The following is an 18,440-nucleotide window of genomic DNA, read 5'->3' on the forward strand; positions in this document are numbered from 1 at the left end:
CCCCTAATGCACCGTGCAGACCATGCAGGGGTCAAAGCTGCGCACGATATGCTGGACGGACAGCGGCGTCGTCTCGCCAGGGTTGACCGGGGCACCAGCCAGCGCGGCCTCCAGCGGGCCGGGGGTGCCAAGGGCGTCGCGGGGGGAAAAGTTCCAGGTGGTGGGGGCGATGATCTGGTAGCTGGCGATCCGGCCGTTCTCGATGCGCAGCCAATGGCCGAGGGCACCGCGGGCGGCCTCGACCAGACCTTCGCCCTCGCCATCGGCGGCAAGGGGCCCGGGTTCGGCCATGAAGCGGGCTTCGGGGTCGATGCCCTCGGCCAGCGCCTCCATCAGGATCTGGCTGCGGGCCAACTCCAGAAGCCGCGCCGCGACCCGGGCGAGGACGCCGCCCTGAAGGGCGAGGTCACGGGCCAGCGGATGGCCGTCCACCACCTGCCGGGCCAGCGCCCCCGTCTCCATCGGCGCGCCGGAGAGCCGGGGGGCCTTGCACCAGGTATAGGCCGTCTCGCGCATGTCCTGGTCGGGGAAGGTGCGGCCTTGCGCGGGATGGGCCGCCTCGCCCAGCATCCAGGCATGGGAGAGATCCTCACGGATCAGCGCGGTGTCGAGCGGCTGGAGGGCGCCCGCCTGCCAGGTGCCACGGGCAAAGCCGAAGCCGCCCTGCAAGGGATAGGCGCCGAAGGACAGATAGCGCCCCTGCCCGCGCCCGAGGCTCGCAAGGTCAAGGTCGGCTGCGATGTCGAGGAAGAGGCCGACATCGCCCGTAGCCCAGCGCATCAGGGCTGAGGTCTCGGTCAGGGCGGCGAAATCTTCCAAGCGGCCACCAAACAGCACGGTTTCCAGATAGCGGCGAAAGGCGCGCAGACTGGTCTGAATGCGGGCCTTGTCGCGGGGGCTGGGGCTGCGGGTCACGCCGCCGGGCTGGATGGCCAGCGTATGGGGCCATTTGCCCGCCGTCAGGCCTAGAATATGCATGAGGGCTGCCCGCGCCTCGACCGCGCTGCGCTGCGCGGAACCCTCCATGGCGGTGAAACGCTCGACCACGCGGGGGTGCCAAGGACGGCTGGCATAGGGCGGCCGGGTGAAATCGGGCATGAAGAACAAATGGAAATGCGTCAGGTGGTCGGCCACATTCTCCACCGCATGGATCAGCGCGGCCATCCTTTCGCCCTGCGGGGTCGGCACCACGCCTTGCACGGCGGCCAGGGCGCGGGCGGCGGCGGCGGATTGGCTGATCGAGCAGATGCCGCAGATCCGCGGCGTCAGGGTCAGGGCATCGGAGGGGGCCTTGCCTTCGAGCATCCTCTCGAACCCGCGATAGAGGGGGGAGTTGACGTAGGCCGCGGCCACCTGCCCCTCGGCAAGCTCGAGCGAGACCTCAAGGTCGCCCTCGACCCGGTTGAAGGGGCCGACGATCAGACGGGGGGTGTCTCCGCTCATCTCCGCGGCTTTCGCAGGGTGGGCGGCACGTCGATCCGGTCGGAGATGGCGTTGCGGGCGATCCGGGCCGGGGTGGCGGCCTTGCTCAGCGAGGCCAGCGCCATGAACCAGGCCTTGGGCATGTCGGTGGGCAGACCGACCGGGATGCCGGCGATCTTGGGGGTCTCGGTGAAGGCGTGGCGCGGCTCCTCGAACTCGGGCGCGGTGCAGGAGATGCAGGGATAGCCGCCCCGCGTGCAGGAGCCTTCGCCGTTCCACGGCCGGATGTTGCAATCGCCGACGGCTTGCGTTCCGACGCAGCCCAGATGCTCCATCATGCAGCCCATCTGCGACAGGTGCCGGGCCGAGGCCTTGTATTCGTAGAACTCGTTCTTCGGGCAGGCGTGGTGCACGAGGTGATCGGCGTAGAATCTGGGCCGGGCCAGGGCGTCGAGATCCCCCGGCGCGAGGGCCTCGGAGGCGAGCAGCAGCAAGGTTTCGGTCACCCAGCCGGGATGGGTCGGGCAGCCGGCGACATTGACCACCGGCAGTCCGCCGCGCGCGCGGTAATCGGGCGCGAAGATGCCGCCGGGATGGGCGCCGTCAAATTGCAGGCCCACCGCATCCGAAGGGTTGCCGCCCGCCGTCGTCACCCCGCCATAGGCCGCGCAGGTGCCGACAGCGACGACATGGCGGGCCTGGGCCGCGAGGTCCTGCACCCAGGTCAGCATCGGTTTGCCGGTGCCCGACAGGATGTGATAGCGCCCGGTGCCATGCGGGCCGCGCGCGATGGCGCCTTCGACGCAGAGCACGTCCAGAACCTGATCGCCGTTCAGGATCGCGGCAAACAGCGCTCGGACCTCCTCACCCGAGGCGCGGCTGAAGGCGGGGTGCCAGAGCATCCGGATGCCCGCGCCCTCCAAAAGGTCGAAGACATTGGGGTCCTCGGCACAAAGAAGCGACATGGTGCAGCCGCCGCAGCCCGAGGCCTGAAGCCAGAGGACGTTCATGCTGCCCCCTCGCCCGCCAGCGGTGCTGCGGCCAGAGGCAGGGCCAGCCGGAACCGCGCGCCTTCGGGTGCGACGGCCATCAGGCGCAGGCTGCCGCCATGTTCCTCGGCGATCTTGTGGCTGATCGACAGGCCAAGCCCGGTGCCGCGCCCGACCGGCTTGGTGGTGAAGAAGGGATCGAAGATGGCCTGGGTCATCGCCTCGGCGATCCCCGGCCCGTTGTCGGACACATCCAGCACCGCCTGCCCCTCCTCCACCCCAAGCCAGAGGCTGACGCGGGGGGCCTGCACCCCCTCCAGCGCGTCGACCGCGTTCTGCACGAGGTTCATCACCACCTGCTGGACATGGCCGGGCCGCCCGCGCGCCATCAGCCGCGCCGCACCGTCAAAGCGCATCTCCACCGGCTCCTTGTTCGCGCGCAGGACCCAGTTGGCCGCGACATGGGCGGTCTCAACGAGATCGAAGTCGACCAATTCGCCCGAGCCTTCCGAGGACAGGCGGCGCAGGTCGGCCACGATGTCGCGCACCCGCTCTGCCCCTGCGCGGGCACCGGCCACCGCCTCGTGCAGGTTCTTCACCTCGCGGTCGAGCTTCAGCTCGGCGCGCAGGGCCACCAGTTCATCACGGCTGGCCCCGGCCTGCACCCTTGCGAAATAGGTCTCGAACTTGCCGACGTATTTTTCCAGCGCATGGGTATTGGCATAGACAAAGCTGATCGGGTTGTTCAGCTCATGCGCCACACCGGCCAGCAGACGGCCCAGCGAGGCCAGCTTTTCGTTGCGCACCAGCTGGGTCTGCGTGGTCTTCAAGGCATCATGGCTGCGGCCAAGATCGGCATAGGCCTGGCGCAACTCTCCCAAGGGCCGGCCCGAGAGGACCACGCCCACCACCCTGCCCCGGTCATCCATCCGCGGCGAGAGGTTCATCTCCAAGGGGCTTGGCGTCGCATCGCTTTGGGTCAGCAGCGCCAGCTCCAGCGTGACACCGGCCTTGGCCGCCTGCACATGGTACAAGGCCGCCTCCAGCGCCTTGCGGCTGGAGGGATCAAACAGGTCCGAGACATAGCGCCCGACCAGCGCCGAGCGCGCCTGCCCGGTCTGCACGGTGAGCGAGGCGCTGATCTCCTCCACCACGCCATTGCGCGTCGTGGCGATCAGCACATCGCTGACCGAAGCGAGGATCGAGGCGAGGAAGCGGCGCAGGTCTTCCAGCTCGGTGTTCTGGCGTTCCAGACGTTCCTGATAATCGACGAGGTCGGTATAGGTCTTGTCGACCGCCGTCAGCACATCCAGCCAGGCGTCATCGGTCAGGTCCAGCGGACGCTGGGCCAGAAGGGCCGCCAAGGGCATGGTCTGATCCGTCGCTGCCACCTTGTCCTCCATCGGCCAAGGGTAGAAGTCCCCGGATCAAAAAGAAAGATCCGATTTGCCGCAGGCGTCAGGCCTTGATCCGCAAGCCCTTGGGGTCATGCAGTGGCGCAAAGCCCGCCGTGCAGGGCACGCGTTCCGAGGCCACCTCAAGCTCCCATGTGCCGGAGGAAAGGTAGGCCTCGTCCACCCCCTCGCGCCGGACATAGCCAAGGCCGATCGGCTGGCCGATCGTATGGCCGAACCCGCCCGAGGACAGCCAGCCCACCCTTTCGCCATTGCGGTAGATCGTCTCGCGGCCAAGGAGGATCACCTGCGGGTCGGCGACAGTGAAGGTCGCAAGCCGCTTCTTGACGCCATGGGCCAGCTGCGCCGCCATGGCCTCGCGCCCCTTGAAGGGGATGTTGGACTTCATCTTCACGGCCCAGGCCAGCCCCGCCTCGACCGGCGTGTGATCCGGCCCGATGTCCGAACCCCAGGCGCGGTAGCCTTTCTCCAGCCGCAGGGTCTCGATCGCGCGGTAACCGGCGTTGATCAGGCCATGGCTCTCGCCCGCCGCCATCAGCGCCTCGTAGACCGTCACGGCGACTTCGGTCGGCATGTGCAATTCCCAGCCAAGCTCGCCGACATAGGTCACGCGCAGCGCCAGCACCGGGCAGGAGGCGACCGAGATGCGCTGCGCCCGGCCAAAGGGGAAACCGGCGTTGGACAGATCGTCGTCGCAGACCAGCGCCAGGATCGCCCGCGCCCTGGGCCCCATCAGGGACAGGACGGCATGGCCCGAGGTCACATCGACCAGCTGGCAATTGCCTTGCAGATTGCGGCTGATCCAGTGGAAGTCATGGGTGGCAAAGCCGGTCCCGGTGGTGATGTAGAACTCATCCTCGGCCACCCGGGCCACCGTGACATCGGTCTCAATTCCCGCACGATCATTCAATAACTGGGTATAGGTCAGGCTGCCCACCGCCCGATCCACATTCCCCGCCGCGATCCAGTTGAGGGCGCGGGCGGCATCCGGCCCCTTCAGGGTGAACTTGGCGAAAGAGCTCTGGTCGATCAGCACCGCCGCCTCGCGCGCGGCCTTGTGTTCGCGCGCCACGGCCTCCCACCAGCCGGGGCGCTGATAGGAATAGCGGTCCACCGGCTTCTCCCCCGGGCCGGCAAACCAATTCGGCCGCTCCCACCCCAGCTTTTCGCCGAAACAGGCCCCGGCCGCCTTCAGATGCGCGTAAAGCGGCGAGCGGCGGGTGGGGCGGGCGGATTTCATCTCCTCGGACGGCCAGGCGATGGTGTAATGCTTGCCATAAGCCTCCCGCGTGCGCGCCCGCACCCAATCGACCGAGCGGTGGACGCTGCCGAAGCGGCGGATATCGACCGGCCAGAGGTCATAGGGCGCCTCGCCCTTGGCGACCCATTCCGCCAGCGCCATCCCCGCCCCGCCGCCCGAGGCGATGCCGAAGGCGTTGAAGCCTGCGCCGATGAAGCAGTTCTTCAGCTCCGGCGCCTCGCCGAGGATGAAATTGCCATCGGGGGTGAAGCTTTCCGGGCCATTGAGCAATTGCTTGACCCCGGCGGTGGCGAGCGCCGGCACCCGGGCAATCGCGTTTTCCATGAATTGTTCGTAATGGTCCCAGTCGGGGGTGAGGGTTTCGAAATGAAAGCCCTCGGGGATGCCATCGACCGCCCAGGGTTTCGGGTTCGGCTCATAACCGCCCCAGACGAGGCCGCCGACATCTTCCTTCCAGTAGGTCAGCCGGTCGGGATCGCGCAAGGTGGGCAGGCCGGGGGTGACGCCGGGGATGCGTTCGGTGATCATGTACTGATGCTCGACCGAGACGAGGGGGACATTGACCCCCACCGTGGCCGCCAGCGCCCTGGTCCATTGCCCGGCGCAGATCACCAGCTTTTCACACTCGATGGTGCCGAAGTGGGTCTCCACGCCCCTGATCCGCCCCTCCTCCACAATGATCCGCGTGACCGGCGTATCCTCGAAGATCTTCACCCCCGCCATCCGCGCCCCCCGCGCAAGGCTCTGGGTGATGTCGGAGGGATTGGCCTGGCCATCGGTCGGCAGATAGGCCGCGCCCACGAGGTCGTCGATGGTCATCAACGGCCAGAGGTCCTGCGCCTCCTGCGGGGTCAGCAGATGCATCTCCAGCCCGAAGCTGTGCGCGGTGGTGGCCTGACGCTTCACCTCGGTCCAGCGTTCGGCATTGCAGGCGAGGCGCAGCCCGCCGTTCATCTTCCAGCCGGTCTGCAGGCCGGTCTCGGCCTCCAGCCTTTTGTAAAGGTCCACCGAATAGCCCAGCAGCTGGGTGATATTGGCGCTGGTGCGCAGCTGCCCGACCAGACCCGCGGCATGAAAGGTCGTGCCCGAGGTGAGCTTCTTGCGCTCCAGAAGCACGGTGTCGGTCCAGCCGAGCTTGCCAAGGTGATAGGCGGTCGAGGTGCCCACAATGCCGCCGCCGATGATGATGGCCTTGGCCGTGGAGGGAAGGTCCATGATATCCTCAGGCTTGGGCGAAGGCCTCGTAGGCCTTGCCATAGGTGGAAAGGGTGCTGGCCGTATAGGCAGCATAGTCGAAGTCGATCTCCGAGTGGATTTCGGAGACCATCGACCACAGCGTCTCGCGCAGCGCCGCCGCGGCCTTCATCGCAAGGTAGCGCCGCCAGAGCCCCGCATCGAGCGCGCCAAAGTAGCGCAGCAGCATCCGCCGCTCCTGCGCCTCGGACAGGGCATTGTTGGCCGCCAGCCCGCCCAGGTCGAAAAGCGGCGAGCCCCAGCCGGCATAGTCCCAGTCGACCAGCCACATCCGCGTGCCGTCATGCAGGAAATTGGCGGGCAGAAGGTCGTTGTGGCCGAAGACCATGTCGATCGGGCCGACGCCGCGCTCCAAAGCCTCGGCCTCGGTCAGAAGTCGGGGCAAAAGCGGCAGATGGCGGCATTGGCCCTCGGTCAGGGTCTGGACATAGTCGCGGATCACATGAAAGACCCAGAAGGTCAGGCTCGCCCCGCGCAGGTGCTTGGGCATCTCGCGGTGGACGCGGATCACCAGATCCAGCGCCTGGTCCAGAAGCGCGTCCTGTTGCAGGTCCTGCGCCGTCATGGTGCGGCCGGGCACGAAATCCAGCACCAGAACCCCCGGCTCGTGATGCAGCACGGCTGGCGAGACGCCCGCGGCAAAGGCCGCCCGGCTGGCCGAAAGCTCGTTGAAGCGCAGGATCTGATGCACCGGAATGTCATCGCCGATCCGCACCACCGCACGGCGCGGCCCGTCCTCGACGACAAAATTCACATTGGTGATGCCACCGCCCAAGGGCGCCGCCTTCACCGGCCCGCTCCAGCATGACAGACCTTGCACCCTCTCCAGCGGCGTCATGAAGCCCTCCATCGCCGGCATTTGGCGGTGCGTCCCTCCCCAAGTCAACGCCCCTTCCCCCTTCATTGGTCCACAAATATCCCACGGGGGGTCCGGGGGGTGTGAAACCCCCCGGCCGCCGGCCCGGGGCGCAGCCCTAACCGATCAGTCCGCTCTCGTTGAAATGCCGCGGAAAGAAGGCCGCCGCAGAGGTGTGGACGATGGCCAGTGCCTCGCTCAACCCATAGGCCGGGTTCATCGTCATCAGGTCCAGCCAGACCCCCTCGCCCGCCGCCTGCAGGACCCGCGCCACGCGCGAGGGGTGGCCGCCATAGCCGCCCTCGGCGATCAGCCGCGCGCAGATCTCGGCCAGGACACGGTTGTAATCGGCATCGTTGGAGGCGCATTGCGCCTGGTACAAGGGCCGCGCCTGGGCCTCGCCCCAGAAGCTGCACCAGGCCGAAAGCCGCTCGGGCGTGCAGATGACCGGGTCGAAATCGGCGGCAAGGAGGGCGGCGAGCTGGGCCGCGGGGTCGTCACCGGCGCGGGCCAGGCAGGCCTGCCAGTTGGCGCGGTATTCCTCGGCCAGGTAGGCCAGGGTTTCGGAGAGCAGCTTTTCCTTGGACTGGAAGTGGAAATTCACCAGCCCATGCGACAGGCCGGCGCGGGTCGCGACCTCGGCCAGGGTGCAGCGGGCATAGCCGCGCAGGGCCAGGGTCTCGATCGTGGCCTCGATCAGCTGGAGGCGCCGCGTGGCGCGGCTGCGCTTGCGGGGGGCGGGTCCGGCCTCGCCTTCGGTCTTTGGCAGCACGTCGGGGTCGGGCATCGGCTCTCCGCTTGTTGTTGCCCTTCTTAACCCGAAGCACTGGCCTGCGGGCAAGGGAATTGCGCCGGGGTCAGGTGCGGGCTGGCGCGGCTTGGCGTGGTTGGGCGCCGCTTGCGCCGCTGAGGCGTTGAATTCGCCGTGAAGTCGCAGGATTTGCATGGCAGTGCGCGCGCGGCTGGCGCAGGGAGGGGGGACAGCGCTGAAGCCCCCGGAGACGACCATGACGATCACCCGCCGCACCCTTCTGACCACCATCGGCGCAGGCCTCGCCACCGGGCTTGCCGCCCCCTGGGTCCGGCCCGCCCGCGCCGCCACCGGCACGCTCAACCTTTACAACTGGTCCGATTACATCGGCGAAAGCACGATCGAGGATTTCCAGGCCGAGACCGGCATCAACGTGGTCTATGACATCTATGCCAGCGCCGAGGAGATGCAGGCGCGGATGGCGGGCGGATCGACCGGCTATGACGTGGTGCTGCAATCGGGCACCACGCTGCCGGGCTTCGTTTCCTCGGGCACCTACCAGCCGCTGGATCTGGCCCGGCTGAAGAACCTCTCGCATCTCGACCCTGCCATCCTGCGGCTTGCGGCGGGCTATGATCCGGGCAATGCCTATGGCCTGCCCTATCTCTGGGGCTCGACCGGATTCACCTATAACACCGCCATGGTGCAACAGGCGCTGCAGGGGGTGGAGTTCGACCCGCTGCAGGCGATCTTCGCGCCGGAGACCGCGGCGCGGCTGTCGGGAAGCGGGATCAGCCTGCTCGATTCGGCGCCCGACATCAGCTTCATGGTGCTGGCGATGCTGGGGATCGATCCCCTGCAGGCCACGCCGCAGGATTACGACAAGATGGCCGAGGCCTTTGCCAAGGTCCGCCCCTATATCCGCGAGTTCGACAATACCGATTACCTCAATTCCCTGCCCGCAGGATCATTGGCGCTGGCCGCGACCTGGTCGGGCGATTTCAGCGTCACGCAAGCCGCCGTGACCGAGATGGTCGAGGCCGGCACCGCCGACAGCCGGCCGCCCGTCACGCTGGCCTATGCGGTGCCGCATTCCGGCGCGCCGGCCTGGACCGACCTCTGGTGCCTGCCGGTCGATGCGCGCAACCTCGACAACGCGCATCTCTTCCTCGACTACATGCTGCGCCCCGAGGTGATTGCCAAATGCACCGACTTCACCGGCTATGCCAATGCCAACCGCGAGGCCAAGGGTCTGGTCGATCCCTCCATCACCGCCGACCCCGCCGTCTACCCCGATGAGCAGACCCTGTCCCGCCTGCGCGCCGCCCCGGCGCTGAGTGCAACGCAGAGCGCGGCCCTCACCGAGGTCTGGGACAAGATCAAGGCCGCAAGCTAGGATCGGGCGACCTCAGCTGCGCGAGAGAGAGACGATGCGCAAGATCACCGAGGCCGACCGCAAGATCGCCATTATCCACGACGCCGGCTTCTAGCTTTGCCAGGCTTCGGAAGCGGGGGGTTTCACACCCCCCGCACCCCCCGTGGGATATTTATGGACCAATGAAAGGGGAAGGTCAGGGAAGCGTCGAGGTCAGCGAAGCGGCAGGGTCAGGAGGCGAGGCCCTGGGCCAGGGCCACGGTCTTGAGGATGGCGAAGGCAGCTTCGCCGGGGCGCAGGTTCAGCGTCAGGGCCGAGCGCGGGGTGATGCGGGCGAGGAATTTCTGCGGGCCAAGGCCGAGCTGGACGAGGATCGAGCCTTCGGCCTCGGTCAGGGACAGGACCTCGCAGGCGAGGATGTTGAGCGCCGAGAGCCCCTCGGGGCGCTGGCGCGACAGGATGACGTCCTGGGCGGGCAGGCGCAGGTGGAGCGTGCTGCCGGGCGCCGCTGCGGCGAGGCCGGGCAGGAACAGCGGGCCGCCGGGGGTGGCGAGGCGGGTCAGGCCATCGGGGTCGAGGCCTGTTACGGTGGCGGTGATCACCGATCCCATCTCGGGCAGGCCGATCGTCGCGGCAAGGGCTGGGTCGGAGAGGATCTGTTGCAGGCTCCCCTCGGCCACGAGGCGCCCCTTGTCGAGCACGACCATGTGGCTTGCCAGGCGCGCCACCTCGGGCAGGGAATGGCTGACATAGAGGATCGGACAGGCGGCGCGGCGGGTCAGGCTTTCGAGGAAGGGCAGGATCTCGGCCTTGCGGGGGGCGTCGAGGGCGGAGAGCGGTTCGTCCATCAAGAGGAGCGCCGGGTTGGACAGGAGGGCGCGGCCGATGGCGACGCGCTGCGCCTCACCACCGGAGAGGGTGGCGGGGCGGCGCGCAAGAAGGGGCGCGAGGCCGAGGAGGCTGGTCACCTCCTCCAGCCCGAGGCCGCCGTCCGGCGCGTAGCGCTGGCCATAGGTCAGGTTCTGCCGGACGCTGAGATGCGGGAAGAGCCGCGCGTCCTGAAACACCGTCGCCGTGCGGCGCCTGTGCGGGGGAAGGTGGCGGCCCGCACCGTCGAGTACCCTGCCGTTCAGGGTGATCTGCGCCTGGTCGCAGCGCAAGAGCCCCGCCACCGCATGGATGACCGAGGATTTCCCCGCCCCCGACCGCCCGAACAGCGCTGTCACCCCGGCGGGTGCTATGAAGGCCAGGTCCAGCGCCATGTCGGCGAAGCGGTGCTTCAGGGCGATCTCCAGCATCAGCGCGCCATCTCGCGCCCGGTGATCCGGCGCGCGACGCGACGGGCGAGGATCTCTGACCCCGCGATGGCGGCGCAGGCGATGACGACCGAGATCGCGACCAGACGCAGCGCCGCGGCATCGCCGTCCGGCGATTGCAGCAGGGCATAGATCGCCGTCGGGAGGGTCTGGGTCTGGCCGGGGATATTGGCGACGAAGGTGATGGTGGCGCCGAACTCGCCCATCGCCTTGGCGAAGGCGAGGACCGCGCCCGCCAGCACGCCGGGCAGGATCAGGGGCAGCGTCACCGTGGCGAAGACCGCAACCGGCGGCGCGCCGAGCGTGGCGGCGGCGGCCTCGATCCTCGGGTCCACCGCCTCGAAGGCGAGCCGGATCGCCCGCACCATCAGGGGAAAGGCCATGACCGCGGCGGCCAGTACCGCGCCGGTCCAGCGGAAGGCCAGGACCAGACCGAACATCTGTTCAAGAACCCGGCCCGCTGGCCCATTCCGGCCAAAGGCCAGCAAAAGCGCATAGCCCGTCACCACCGGCGGCAGGATCAGCGGAAGATGCACGGCGGCGTTCACCAGCCCATGGCCGATGAACCGCCGCCGCGCCAGGGCCCAGGCCACGAAGATGCCGAGGGGGAGGCTCAACACCGTGGCCGTGGCCGAGACTTTGAGCGAGAGGCCGACCGCCGACCATTCTGCGGGGGTCAGCCAATCGCTCACGGCAGCACCGTGAAGCCCTGCGCCGCGAAGGGGGCGCTGGCCGCCGGGGTCTTGAGGAAGTCGAGGAAGGCCTGCGCCTCGGGCTTGGTCGAGGCCGCGACCACCGCGCCGGGGTACAGGATCGGCTTGTGGCTGTCCGCGGGGAAGGTTGCGACCACGGTCACGCCATCCTTGGCGGCCTTGGCGTCGGTGGCATAGACCACGCCGTAGGGCGCCTCGCCCGAGGTCACCAGCTTCAGCGTCGCCTTCACGTCCTCGGCCTGCACGACCGAAGGTTCGGCCTTGTCCCAAAGGCCGAGCGTGGTCAGCGCCTCCTTGCCATATTGCCCGGCGGGAACGGAATCGACCAGCGCCATCGCCAGCTTGCCATCGCCGAGAAGGCCCGCAAGATCGGTGTCCTTGCCCAGCACCACCGGTTTCGCCCCCGGTTGCCCGACCAGGACCAGCGCATTGCCCCAGAAGTCATGCCGGCTCGCCGCCGTGATCAGCTTTTCATCGGACAGCTTGTCCATCCAGTTCTCGGCCGCCGAAAGAAAGACATCCGCCGGCGCCGCCGCCTCGATCTGCTTGGCCAGGGCCGAGCTACCGCCGTAGGAGATCACCGCCTCGTTCCCGGTGGCTTCCTTCCACGAGGCCGCCGCCGCATCCAGCGGACCCTTCAGCGAGGCCGCGGCGAAGACGGTGATCGTCTCGGCCTGAGCGAAAGAGGACATGGCCAGAAAGGCCGCAAAAGCAACAGCTGCGCGCATCGGAAACCCCGTTATGTTTTGCCGAACATATCGGGGTCCTTCTGCGCTGGCAAGCCATCCTGCGGGGCAAGCCCGGCGGAAATCGCGGCCAGATCCGCGGCCCCCGCCTCGGCCAGCACGGCGACGAGGTGGCGATAGCGCGCGAGGATCGCCTGGCCTTCGGCGGTGACACGCGCCCCGCCACGCCCGGCCCCGCCACGCTCGGTCACCACGAGGGGGGCGCGGAACAGGGCGTTCATCTCCTCGACCAGATCCCAGGCGCGCTTGTAGCTCATCCCCATCGCGCGGCCCGCGGCGGCGATCGAGCCCTGGGCTGCGATCTGCGCCAGAAGTTCGGCCTTGCCGGGGCCGAAGCTCACGCCGTTGCCATCGGGAGCGTCGAAGATCAGCCGCAGTTGCAGGCGGGGAAGCGGCGGCGCGGAGGGGTCGGGCATCTGGGTCATGCCGCACCCTGCCCCCGCCAAGACCCGCAATCAAGCCCACAGCCACTCTTGCCATGCGCGCGATCACCGGCTATGGAACGCACACCTCACGGCGGCGAGTTGGCGGAGAGGTTACGCAGCGGATTGCAAATCCGTGTAGACCGGTTCGATTCCGGTACTCGCCTCCACAATCCCCCGACTGCACAGCGCGCCCGTGACCTTGCGCCATGCCGCCCCGACCGGTGGGGAATCTCCCATCCGATGCCTCAGAAATACTTGTAAAAAGCCAGCGCCGTCAGGCAGATGGCCCATCCGAGGATCGCCACCCGGACCAGCCGGGCCGGCAGGCGCTTGGCCAGATGCACCGCCACCATGCCGCCCAGCACCGCCCCCGCCATCATCACCAGCGAGGGCAGCCACTGGATCAGCCCCGAGGAGATGAAGATCGCGATGGCCACCAGGCTCGACAGCGCGGTGGTGATGTTGCGGATCGCATTGCCCTGATGGATCGTCATCTCGGAGAAGATGCCATAGATCGCAAAGAGGATGATCCCCATGCCAAGGCCGAAATAGCCGGCATAGATATAGACGCAGAACTCCAGCACCAGCGAGAGCCAGAGCCAGCGGGCGCGGTCGAAGCCGGGCATGCGCTCCACCACGGCCTTGATGCGCGGGCCCACGGCAAAGGAGGTGGTGGCGAAGAGCAAAAGCCAGGGGATGGCGCTTTGGAACGAGGCCTGGCCGGTATGGGTCAGGATCAGCGCGCCGATCAGCCCGCCTAAGGCCGCCAGCCCCATCCGCAGCCAGAGGTTCTGGCGCACCTCGGCCAGTTCGCGGCGGTAGACCCAGGTGCCGACCAGATTGGCGGGCAGGACGGCCACGAAATTCGAGGCATTGGCCGCCACCTCGGTCATCCCGGCGGCGAGGAGCAGCGGGAAGGTCATGAAGCCCGCGCCGCCCGCGATGACATTGATCACCCCGGCCAGCATGCCGCCCGAAAAGAGAAGAACCGCCTCGTTCAGGACCACGTCGCCAACCCCGGAATTTCCGCTGCACCATGCCGGGCGGCTTGGTCAGGGGCAAGCCCCGGGATCCGCGATTTTCACTGCGGTGCCGGAGGTTTGACCGGGCAGGCTCGGGCAAGCGCGACAGGGATCAGACCGAGACTTCGGCGCGCAGCTGGTCCTGCGTCAGCTCGGCCCGGCTGCCCTGCATCGCGACCGACCCGCGCCGCAGGACATAGAAATGGTCCGCCAGCCCATAGGCAAAGTCGAAATACTGTTCGACCAGCACGATGGCGATATCGCCCTTGGACTTGAGGTAGGTGATCACCCTTCCGATCTGCTGGATGATATTGGGCTGGATGCCCTCGGTCGGCTCGTCCAGCAGCAGGACCTTGGGCTTCATCAGCATGGCCCGCGCGATGGCGAGTTGCTGTTGCTGGCCGCCCGACAGGTCGCCGCCCCGCCTGCGGGTCATGTCCTTCAGGACCGGGAAGAGGTCGTAGATCTCGTCCGGCACAAAGTGTTCGGACTTCGGCAGGACGGCATAGGCGGTCTCGAGGTTCTCGCGCACCGTCAGAAGCGGGAAGATCATCCGGCCTTGCGGGACCACCGACAGGCCGCGCACCGCCATTTCCTGCGGGCGCAGGCGCGGCAGGGTCTCGCCGTTCAGGATCACCTCGCCGCCCGAACGCGGATGGGTGCCGGCAAGCGCCTTCAGAAGCGAGGTCTTGCCCACGCCATTGGTGCCCATCACGCAGGTGACTTCCCCGGTCTTGGCCGTGAAATCAATGCCGTGCAGAATTTGCGAACCGCCGTAATGCAGCGTCAGCCCTTTGGTTTCCAGCATGATCGCTCCTTCAGCCGCGGCCCAGATAGACTTCGATGACTTGCGGATTTTTGGTGACATGGTCGAGCGAGCCCTCGGCCAGAACCGAACCCTCGTGCAGCACCGTCACCCGGCAATCGAGCCGGCGGACAAATTCCATGTCGTGTTCGACGACGACCACGGCGCGGGTCTTGGCGATTTCCACCAGCATGGCGGTGGTCAGCTCGCGTTCGGCGAGCGTCATGCCTGCGGCGGGTTCATCGACCAGAAGAAGCCGCGGCTCCTGCGCCAGAAGCATCGCGATCTCCAGCCACTGCTTCTGGCCGTGGCTGAGCTCGCCCGCCTTGCGCGGCAGGGCCTCGGTCAGGCCGACCTGGGCGGCCAGCGCCTCGACCCGCTTGCGGCCCTCGCCCGTCAGGGCAAAGGCCAAAGCGGCGAAGGGGCTGCGCGGGGATTTGAGGGCGAGCACAAGGTTCTCCGCCACGGTCTGGTCTTCGAAGACCGTCGGACGCTGGAACTTGCGGCCGACCCCGGCGCGGGCGATGGCGGCTTCGGAGAGCGAGAGCAGCGAGATCGACCGGTCGCCCCAGGTGACCGAGCCGGAATTGGGCTTGGTCTTGCCGGTGACGATATCCATGAAGGTGGTCTTGCCGGCCCCGTTCGGCCCGATGATGGCGCGCAGCTCGGCCGGGCCGATCGAAAACGACAGGTTGTTGATCGCCTTGAAGCCGTCAAAGCTGACCGAGACGCCGGAGACTTCGAGAAGCGCGCTCATTCCACCGCCTCCTGTTCCTGAAGCGAGCCCTGATCGGGGCCAAGGTCGGCGCCCTTGCGGTCGGGCGCGTGGCGGCCCTGGAAGCGGTCGAAGAGGCCGCCGATGCCCTTGGGCGCAAAGAGCGTGACGCAGACGAAGGACAGACCCAGCAGCACCTGCCACCAATCGACCCAATCGACGGTGTAAAAGCCCAAGGGAATGGTCGGCGCGCGGCCCCCGGTGAACCAGCTGGACAGAAGCGAGACGAAAGCCGCCCCGATCACCGCCCCGTAAAGCCGCCCCCTGCCCCCGATGGCGACCCAGACCGCGAGATAGATCGAGGCGATGGGCGCCAGCTCCGCCGGGTTGATGATCCCGGCCTGCGGGTAGTAGAGCGCCCCCGCAAGGCCGCAGATCACCGCCGTGAGGGCAAAGACGAAGAGCTTGTAACCCTCGACCGGGTAGCCGAGGAAGCGCACGCGCGCCTCGTCATCCCGGATCGCGCGCAGGACCGAACCGAGCTTGCCCGAGGTCACCCAGGCCAGCAGCAGATACGCCAGCGCGAGGGCCAGGGCCGAGGCCCAGAAGAACCAGATCGACAGGAAATCCTGGCTGGTCTCGCCCAGACCCGGCAGGTTCTGCAGGCCCGACAACCCGTTGTTGCCGCGCAAGCCGCTGTCGTTCTGGAAGAGGTAGAGCGACAGCGCCAGCGTCATGGCCTGCGTAAGGATCGAGAGATAGACGCCGGTCACCCGACTGCGGAAGGCGAGCCAGCCGAAGACCAGCGCCAGAAGCCCCGGCACCAGCACGACCAGCGCCAGTTGCAGCGGCAGCGAATGGGCAAAGCTCCAGATCAGGGGGATGTCGGACCCGCCGACCACGCCGAAGATCTGGGTGCCGACACCTTGCGCGATCTCTCCCGCCGTGGCGGGCAAAGGGTCGGAGGCGAGGGCCTGCACCACGATCTCTTCGGTGCGGGCATACATCAGCCACTGGCCGATCATGTAGCCGCCAAGCGCGAAAAACGCCATGTGGCCGAGCGAGAGGATGCCGGTAAAGCCCCAGACGATATCCATCGCCAGCGCGGCGAGGCAGAGGCAGAGCGTCTTGCCCAGCGTCTTGACGAAAGAGGTCGACATTGCCCCCATCCCGAAGGCCGGGCTGAGGATGGTCACCACCACGGTCAGCAGGATCAGCGCCAGCAGGAACCACAGGACCGAAGGGTTGCGCGCCAGAAACCCGCGCCGGGTGAGTGCGGCCGACCCGCGGGGGCCAGCCCCCGCACCCCCGGGATATTTATGGACCAATGAAGGGGGGGGCGCGGGGGGGGCCGCTTGAGCGGAGGTGGTTTCGGTCATGTCAGTCCCCTGCCGCCCGGCCCTTGAGCGCGATGATGCCGCGCGGCCGGAACTGGATGAATAGGATGATGAAGAGGATCATGTAGGTCTGGGCCGCGAGCGTGTTCGAGGGGTTCAGCCACTCGATCGCTTTTTGCAGGCCGCCGATCATCGTGGCGCCGGCCAGGGCGCCCCAGATATTGCCGACGCCGCCGACGACCACCGTCATGAAGCTTTGGACGATGTAATCGGTGCCGAGTTCCGAGGTGACCTTGGCGAAGAGGCCGATGGCCACGCCCGCGATGCCGGCGATGCCCGAGCCGAGGCCGAAGGTCAGCATGTTGATCCGCCCCGGATTGATCCCCATCGAGGCGGCCATCGCCGGGTTCTGCGTGACGGCGCGGACCTCGAGCCCGAGGCGGGTGCGTTTCATCATGTAGAGGAAGAAGCCGAGGAACAGCGCCGCCAGAACGATGATCGCGATGCGGATATAGCTGATCGAGATCACGTCGTTCAGCGTCAGCGCCCCACCGAGCCAGTCGGGCGAGGTCAGGGGCCGGGCCTGGGTGCCGAAGATGTTCTTGAAGAGTTGCTGCAGCGCGATGGAGATGCCGAAGGTGGCGAGCAGCGTCTCGAGCGGGCGCTTGTAGAGGTGGCGGATCACCAGACGCTCCATCGCGACCCCGGCGGCGAAGGTCACGGCGAAGGCCAGCGGGAAGGCCACGACCAGCGACAGCGTATAGCCCGGCACGATCTGCTGGACGACATAGCCGGTATAGGCCCCCATGGTGATGAACTCGCCATGCGCCATGTTGATCACGCCCATGACGCCGAAGGTGATGGCCAGGCCGATGGCGGCGAGGAAATAGATCGCGGCGAGCGACAGGCCGTCGAGGCCAAGGTCCACCGCCTCCATCGCGCCGACCGCGACGCCGATCCGCTTCAGCGCGGCCTTGGCGGCATCGGTCACCTCGGGGTTGGGTTCGGCATAGACTTCGAAGAAGCGGTGCGAGGCCACGGCGGCGGCCACCTCGTCATCGGTGGCGGCGGTGGGCACGGTGCCTGCGACCTCGAGCGCGGTATAGGCCTTGTCGCGGATGGTCTGGTCGGAAAGTTCGGCCAGGGGGAAGCCGCCGACCTTGCCATCGACGATATGCGCGGCGAGGTCGGCCTTCTGCTCCTCGTGGCTCAGACGCGCGGGGGCGGAGCCGTCGGCGACCAGAAGGTCATAGGCCTCAGGCGCAGAGATGTCGCGGCCGACCTTGAGTTCGGTGGCGATGTTCTTGCCTTCGGGCACCGCGGTGGCGGCGAGGCGGGTGGTGGCAACGATGGGGGTCAGGGCGCCGCGCAGGTCGATGCCGCTGTCGGCGCCGAAGCTTTCCATCGCAGCGACCCGCGCCTTGGGATCGGGGTCGAAACGCAGGGTCAGCAAACGTTCCAGCCGCAGCTTCTGCGCCTTCAGCCTGGCATCCGTCTCCCCCTCGATCGAGGCGCGCAAAGGGGCGAGGCTTTCGGCCTTGGGGTCCTGGGCGATCGAGGTCAGGGCATTGGCGCGCTTGGCCGGGTCGGGGTCGGAGAGGGTGAATTGCACCAGGGCCGAGGCGATCAGCCCGCGCACCCCGGCGTTGGGCTTCAGCTCAGCCATGTCCGCGGTCGCGGCGGTGCCTGCGGCGGCACCCGTCAGATCGGTCAGCGCATAGCCGGCCGGATCGGGGGCGAGAAAGAAGAAAGCCTTGTCGGATTTGCGCTGGCCCAGCGTCTTGTTGCCCCAGGCCTCGAGAAACTTCGCGGCCAAGGGATCGCCCGAGGCGGCCAGTTCGCTGATCACCGGACCGATGGTCTGGCGCGACGGCTTTTCGATGTCGGCGGCATGGGTGGTTGCGATCTCTGCCACTGTATCGGCGGCAGCGGGCGATATCAGGCCAAGGCAGGCCAGAGCCGCAGCAAGAAGGAAAGCGCGCATGGGGGAACCCGTTCAGGGGGGTGGAGGGGCCGGGTCGGCCCCTCCGGTCGGTCA

General features: G+C 67.7%; 16 protein-coding genes and 1 tRNA gene. 2 read left to right on the forward strand and 15 right to left on the reverse strand.

What is annotated here, in order from left to right:
* Nucleotides 1–3: 3 nt before the first annotated feature.
* From AC1DZT_RS20030 to AC1DZT_RS20055, 6 genes are all read right to left on the reverse strand, one after another.
* Nucleotides 4–1,443, reverse strand: a complete 1,440-nt coding sequence (locus tag AC1DZT_RS20030) for a nickel-dependent hydrogenase large subunit (protein ID WP_478008417.1) — start codon at nt 1,441–1,443, stop codon at nt 4–6.
* Entirely contained in the window at nt 1,440–2,432 is a 993-nt protein-coding gene (locus AC1DZT_RS20035) for an NADH-quinone oxidoreductase subunit B family protein (protein ID WP_478008418.1), read from the reverse strand. Before AC1DZT_RS20035 ends, AC1DZT_RS20030 begins: the two co-directional genes overlap by 4 nt.
* Nucleotides 2,429–3,781: a sensor histidine kinase gene (locus tag AC1DZT_RS20040; RefSeq protein ID WP_478008481.1), complete on the reverse strand. Its 1,353-nt coding sequence runs from the start codon at nt 3,779–3,781 to the stop codon at nt 2,429–2,431. Before AC1DZT_RS20040 ends, AC1DZT_RS20035 begins: the two co-directional genes overlap by 4 nt.
* A gap of 88 nt (nt 3,782–3,869) precedes the next feature.
* The gene (locus AC1DZT_RS20045) at nt 3,870–6,302 is read right to left on the reverse strand and encodes a GcvT family protein (protein ID WP_478008419.1); all 2,433 of its coding nucleotides are present in this window, start codon (nt 6,300–6,302) and stop codon (nt 3,870–3,872) included.
* A 7-nt stretch (nt 6,303–6,309) separates the two neighbouring features.
* Entirely contained in the window at nt 6,310–7,179 is an 870-nt protein-coding gene (locus tag AC1DZT_RS20050; RefSeq protein ID WP_478008420.1) for a phosphotransferase, read from the reverse strand.
* 136 nt (nt 7,180–7,315) lie between these two features.
* Nucleotides 7,316–7,984, reverse strand: coding sequence for a TetR/AcrR family transcriptional regulator (locus tag AC1DZT_RS20055; protein ID WP_478008421.1), 669 nt, complete (start codon nt 7,982–7,984; stop codon nt 7,316–7,318).
* Nucleotides 7,985–8,204: 220 nt separating this feature from the next.
* On the opposite strand from AC1DZT_RS20055, the gene AC1DZT_RS20060 reads away from it, so the two are divergent.
* On the forward strand, nt 8,205–9,344 hold the full coding sequence (locus tag AC1DZT_RS20060; RefSeq protein ID WP_478008422.1) for an extracellular solute-binding protein: 1,140 nt from the start codon (nt 8,205–8,207) through the stop codon (nt 9,342–9,344).
* A gap of 209 nt (nt 9,345–9,553) precedes the next feature.
* Here the strand turns inward: AC1DZT_RS20060 and modC are convergent, their stop codons facing one another.
* The 4 genes from modC to AC1DZT_RS20080 are packed head-to-tail and all read right to left on the reverse strand — an operon-like array spanning nt 9,554 to nt 12,523.
* On the reverse strand, nt 9,554–10,624 hold the full coding sequence (gene modC, locus AC1DZT_RS20065) for a molybdenum ABC transporter ATP-binding protein (RefSeq protein WP_478008482.1): 1,071 nt from the start codon (nt 10,622–10,624) through the stop codon (nt 9,554–9,556).
* Nucleotides 10,621–11,331 (reverse strand): molybdate ABC transporter permease subunit, encoded by a 711-nt coding sequence (modB, locus tag AC1DZT_RS20070; RefSeq protein WP_478008423.1) that lies wholly within the window; start codon nt 11,329–11,331, stop codon nt 10,621–10,623. Before modB ends, modC begins: the two co-directional genes overlap by 4 nt.
* Nucleotides 11,328–12,080, reverse strand: a complete 753-nt coding sequence (gene modA / locus AC1DZT_RS20075; protein ID WP_478008424.1) for a molybdate ABC transporter substrate-binding protein — start codon at nt 12,078–12,080, stop codon at nt 11,328–11,330. Before modA ends, modB begins: the two co-directional genes overlap by 4 nt.
* Nucleotides 12,081–12,091: 11 nt before the next feature.
* The gene (locus tag AC1DZT_RS20080) at nt 12,092–12,523 is read right to left on the reverse strand and encodes a winged helix-turn-helix domain-containing protein (RefSeq protein ID WP_478008425.1); all 432 of its coding nucleotides are present in this window, start codon (nt 12,521–12,523) and stop codon (nt 12,092–12,094) included.
* 93 nt (nt 12,524–12,616) lie between these two features.
* Here AC1DZT_RS20080 and AC1DZT_RS20085 point away from each other — a divergent pair.
* A tRNA-Cys gene (locus AC1DZT_RS20085) sits at nt 12,617–12,690 on the forward strand.
* A gap of 78 nt (nt 12,691–12,768) precedes the next feature.
* Here AC1DZT_RS20085 and AC1DZT_RS20090 read toward each other — a convergent pair.
* The 5 genes from AC1DZT_RS20090 to urtB all read right to left on the reverse strand — a co-directional run bounded on the left by AC1DZT_RS20090 (nt 12,769) and on the right by urtB (nt 18,386).
* Nucleotides 12,769–13,530 (reverse strand): sulfite exporter TauE/SafE family protein, encoded by a 762-nt coding sequence (locus AC1DZT_RS20090; protein ID WP_478008426.1) that lies wholly within the window; start codon nt 13,528–13,530, stop codon nt 12,769–12,771.
* Between the two features lie 127 nt (nt 13,531–13,657).
* Complete coding sequence (urtE, locus tag AC1DZT_RS20095) at nt 13,658–14,353, reverse strand: urea ABC transporter ATP-binding subunit UrtE (RefSeq protein WP_478008427.1); 696 nt, start codon at nt 14,351–14,353, stop codon at nt 13,658–13,660.
* Between the two features lie 10 nt (nt 14,354–14,363).
* Nucleotides 14,364–15,107, reverse strand: coding sequence for an urea ABC transporter ATP-binding protein UrtD (gene urtD, locus AC1DZT_RS20100; protein ID WP_478008428.1), 744 nt, complete (start codon nt 15,105–15,107; stop codon nt 14,364–14,366).
* Nucleotides 15,104–16,444: an urea ABC transporter permease subunit UrtC gene (gene urtC, locus AC1DZT_RS20105; RefSeq protein WP_478008429.1), complete on the reverse strand. Its 1,341-nt coding sequence runs from the start codon at nt 16,442–16,444 to the stop codon at nt 15,104–15,106. Before urtC ends, urtD begins: the two co-directional genes overlap by 4 nt.
* 1 nt (nt 16,445) lies before the next feature.
* On the reverse strand, nt 16,446–18,386 hold the full coding sequence (urtB, locus tag AC1DZT_RS20110) for an urea ABC transporter permease subunit UrtB (protein WP_478008430.1): 1,941 nt from the start codon (nt 18,384–18,386) through the stop codon (nt 16,446–16,448).
* Nucleotides 18,387–18,440: the final 54 nt, after the last annotated feature.

Source organism: Rhodobacter sp. P1_C2 (assembly GCF_056406375.1).

What these genes read in the sequence shown, in the direction of transcription:
- AC1DZT_RS20030 (WP_478008417.1), bottom strand. Translation starts at nt 1,443, where the DNA reads ATGAGCGGAGACACCCCCCGTCTGATCGTCGGCCCCTTCAACCGGGTC.
- AC1DZT_RS20035 (WP_478008418.1), bottom strand. Translation starts at nt 2,432, where the DNA reads ATGAACGTCCTCTGGCTTCAGGCCTCGGGCTGCGGCGGCTGCACCATG.
- AC1DZT_RS20040 (WP_478008481.1), bottom strand. Translation starts at nt 3,781, where the DNA reads ATGCCCTTGGCGGCCCTTCTGGCCCAGCGTCCGCTGGACCTGACCGAT.
- AC1DZT_RS20045 (WP_478008419.1), bottom strand. Translation starts at nt 6,302, where the DNA reads ATGGACCTTCCCTCCACGGCCAAGGCCATCATCATCGGCGGCGGCATT.
- AC1DZT_RS20050 (WP_478008420.1), bottom strand. Translation starts at nt 7,179, where the DNA reads ATGACGCCGCTGGAGAGGGTGCAAGGTCTGTCATGCTGGAGCGGGCCG.
- AC1DZT_RS20055 (WP_478008421.1), bottom strand. Translation starts at nt 7,984, where the DNA reads ATGCCCGACCCCGACGTGCTGCCAAAGACCGAAGGCGAGGCCGGACCC.
- AC1DZT_RS20060 (WP_478008422.1), top strand. Translation starts at nt 8,205, where the DNA reads ATGACGATCACCCGCCGCACCCTTCTGACCACCATCGGCGCAGGCCTC.
- modA (WP_478008424.1), bottom strand. Translation starts at nt 12,080, where the DNA reads ATGCGCGCAGCTGTTGCTTTTGCGGCCTTTCTGGCCATGTCCTCTTTC.
- AC1DZT_RS20080 (WP_478008425.1), bottom strand. Translation starts at nt 12,523, where the DNA reads ATGACCCAGATGCCCGACCCCTCCGCGCCGCCGCTTCCCCGCCTGCAA.
- urtE (WP_478008427.1), bottom strand. Translation starts at nt 14,353, where the DNA reads ATGCTGGAAACCAAAGGGCTGACGCTGCATTACGGCGGTTCGCAAATT.
- urtD (WP_478008428.1), bottom strand. Translation starts at nt 15,107, where the DNA reads ATGAGCGCGCTTCTCGAAGTCTCCGGCGTCTCGGTCAGCTTTGACGGC.
- urtC (WP_478008429.1), bottom strand. Translation starts at nt 16,444, where the DNA reads ATGACCGAAACCACCTCCGCTCAAGCGGCCCCCCCCGCGCCCCCCCCT.
- urtB (WP_478008430.1), bottom strand. Translation starts at nt 18,386, where the DNA reads ATGCGCGCTTTCCTTCTTGCTGCGGCTCTGGCCTGCCTTGGCCTGATA.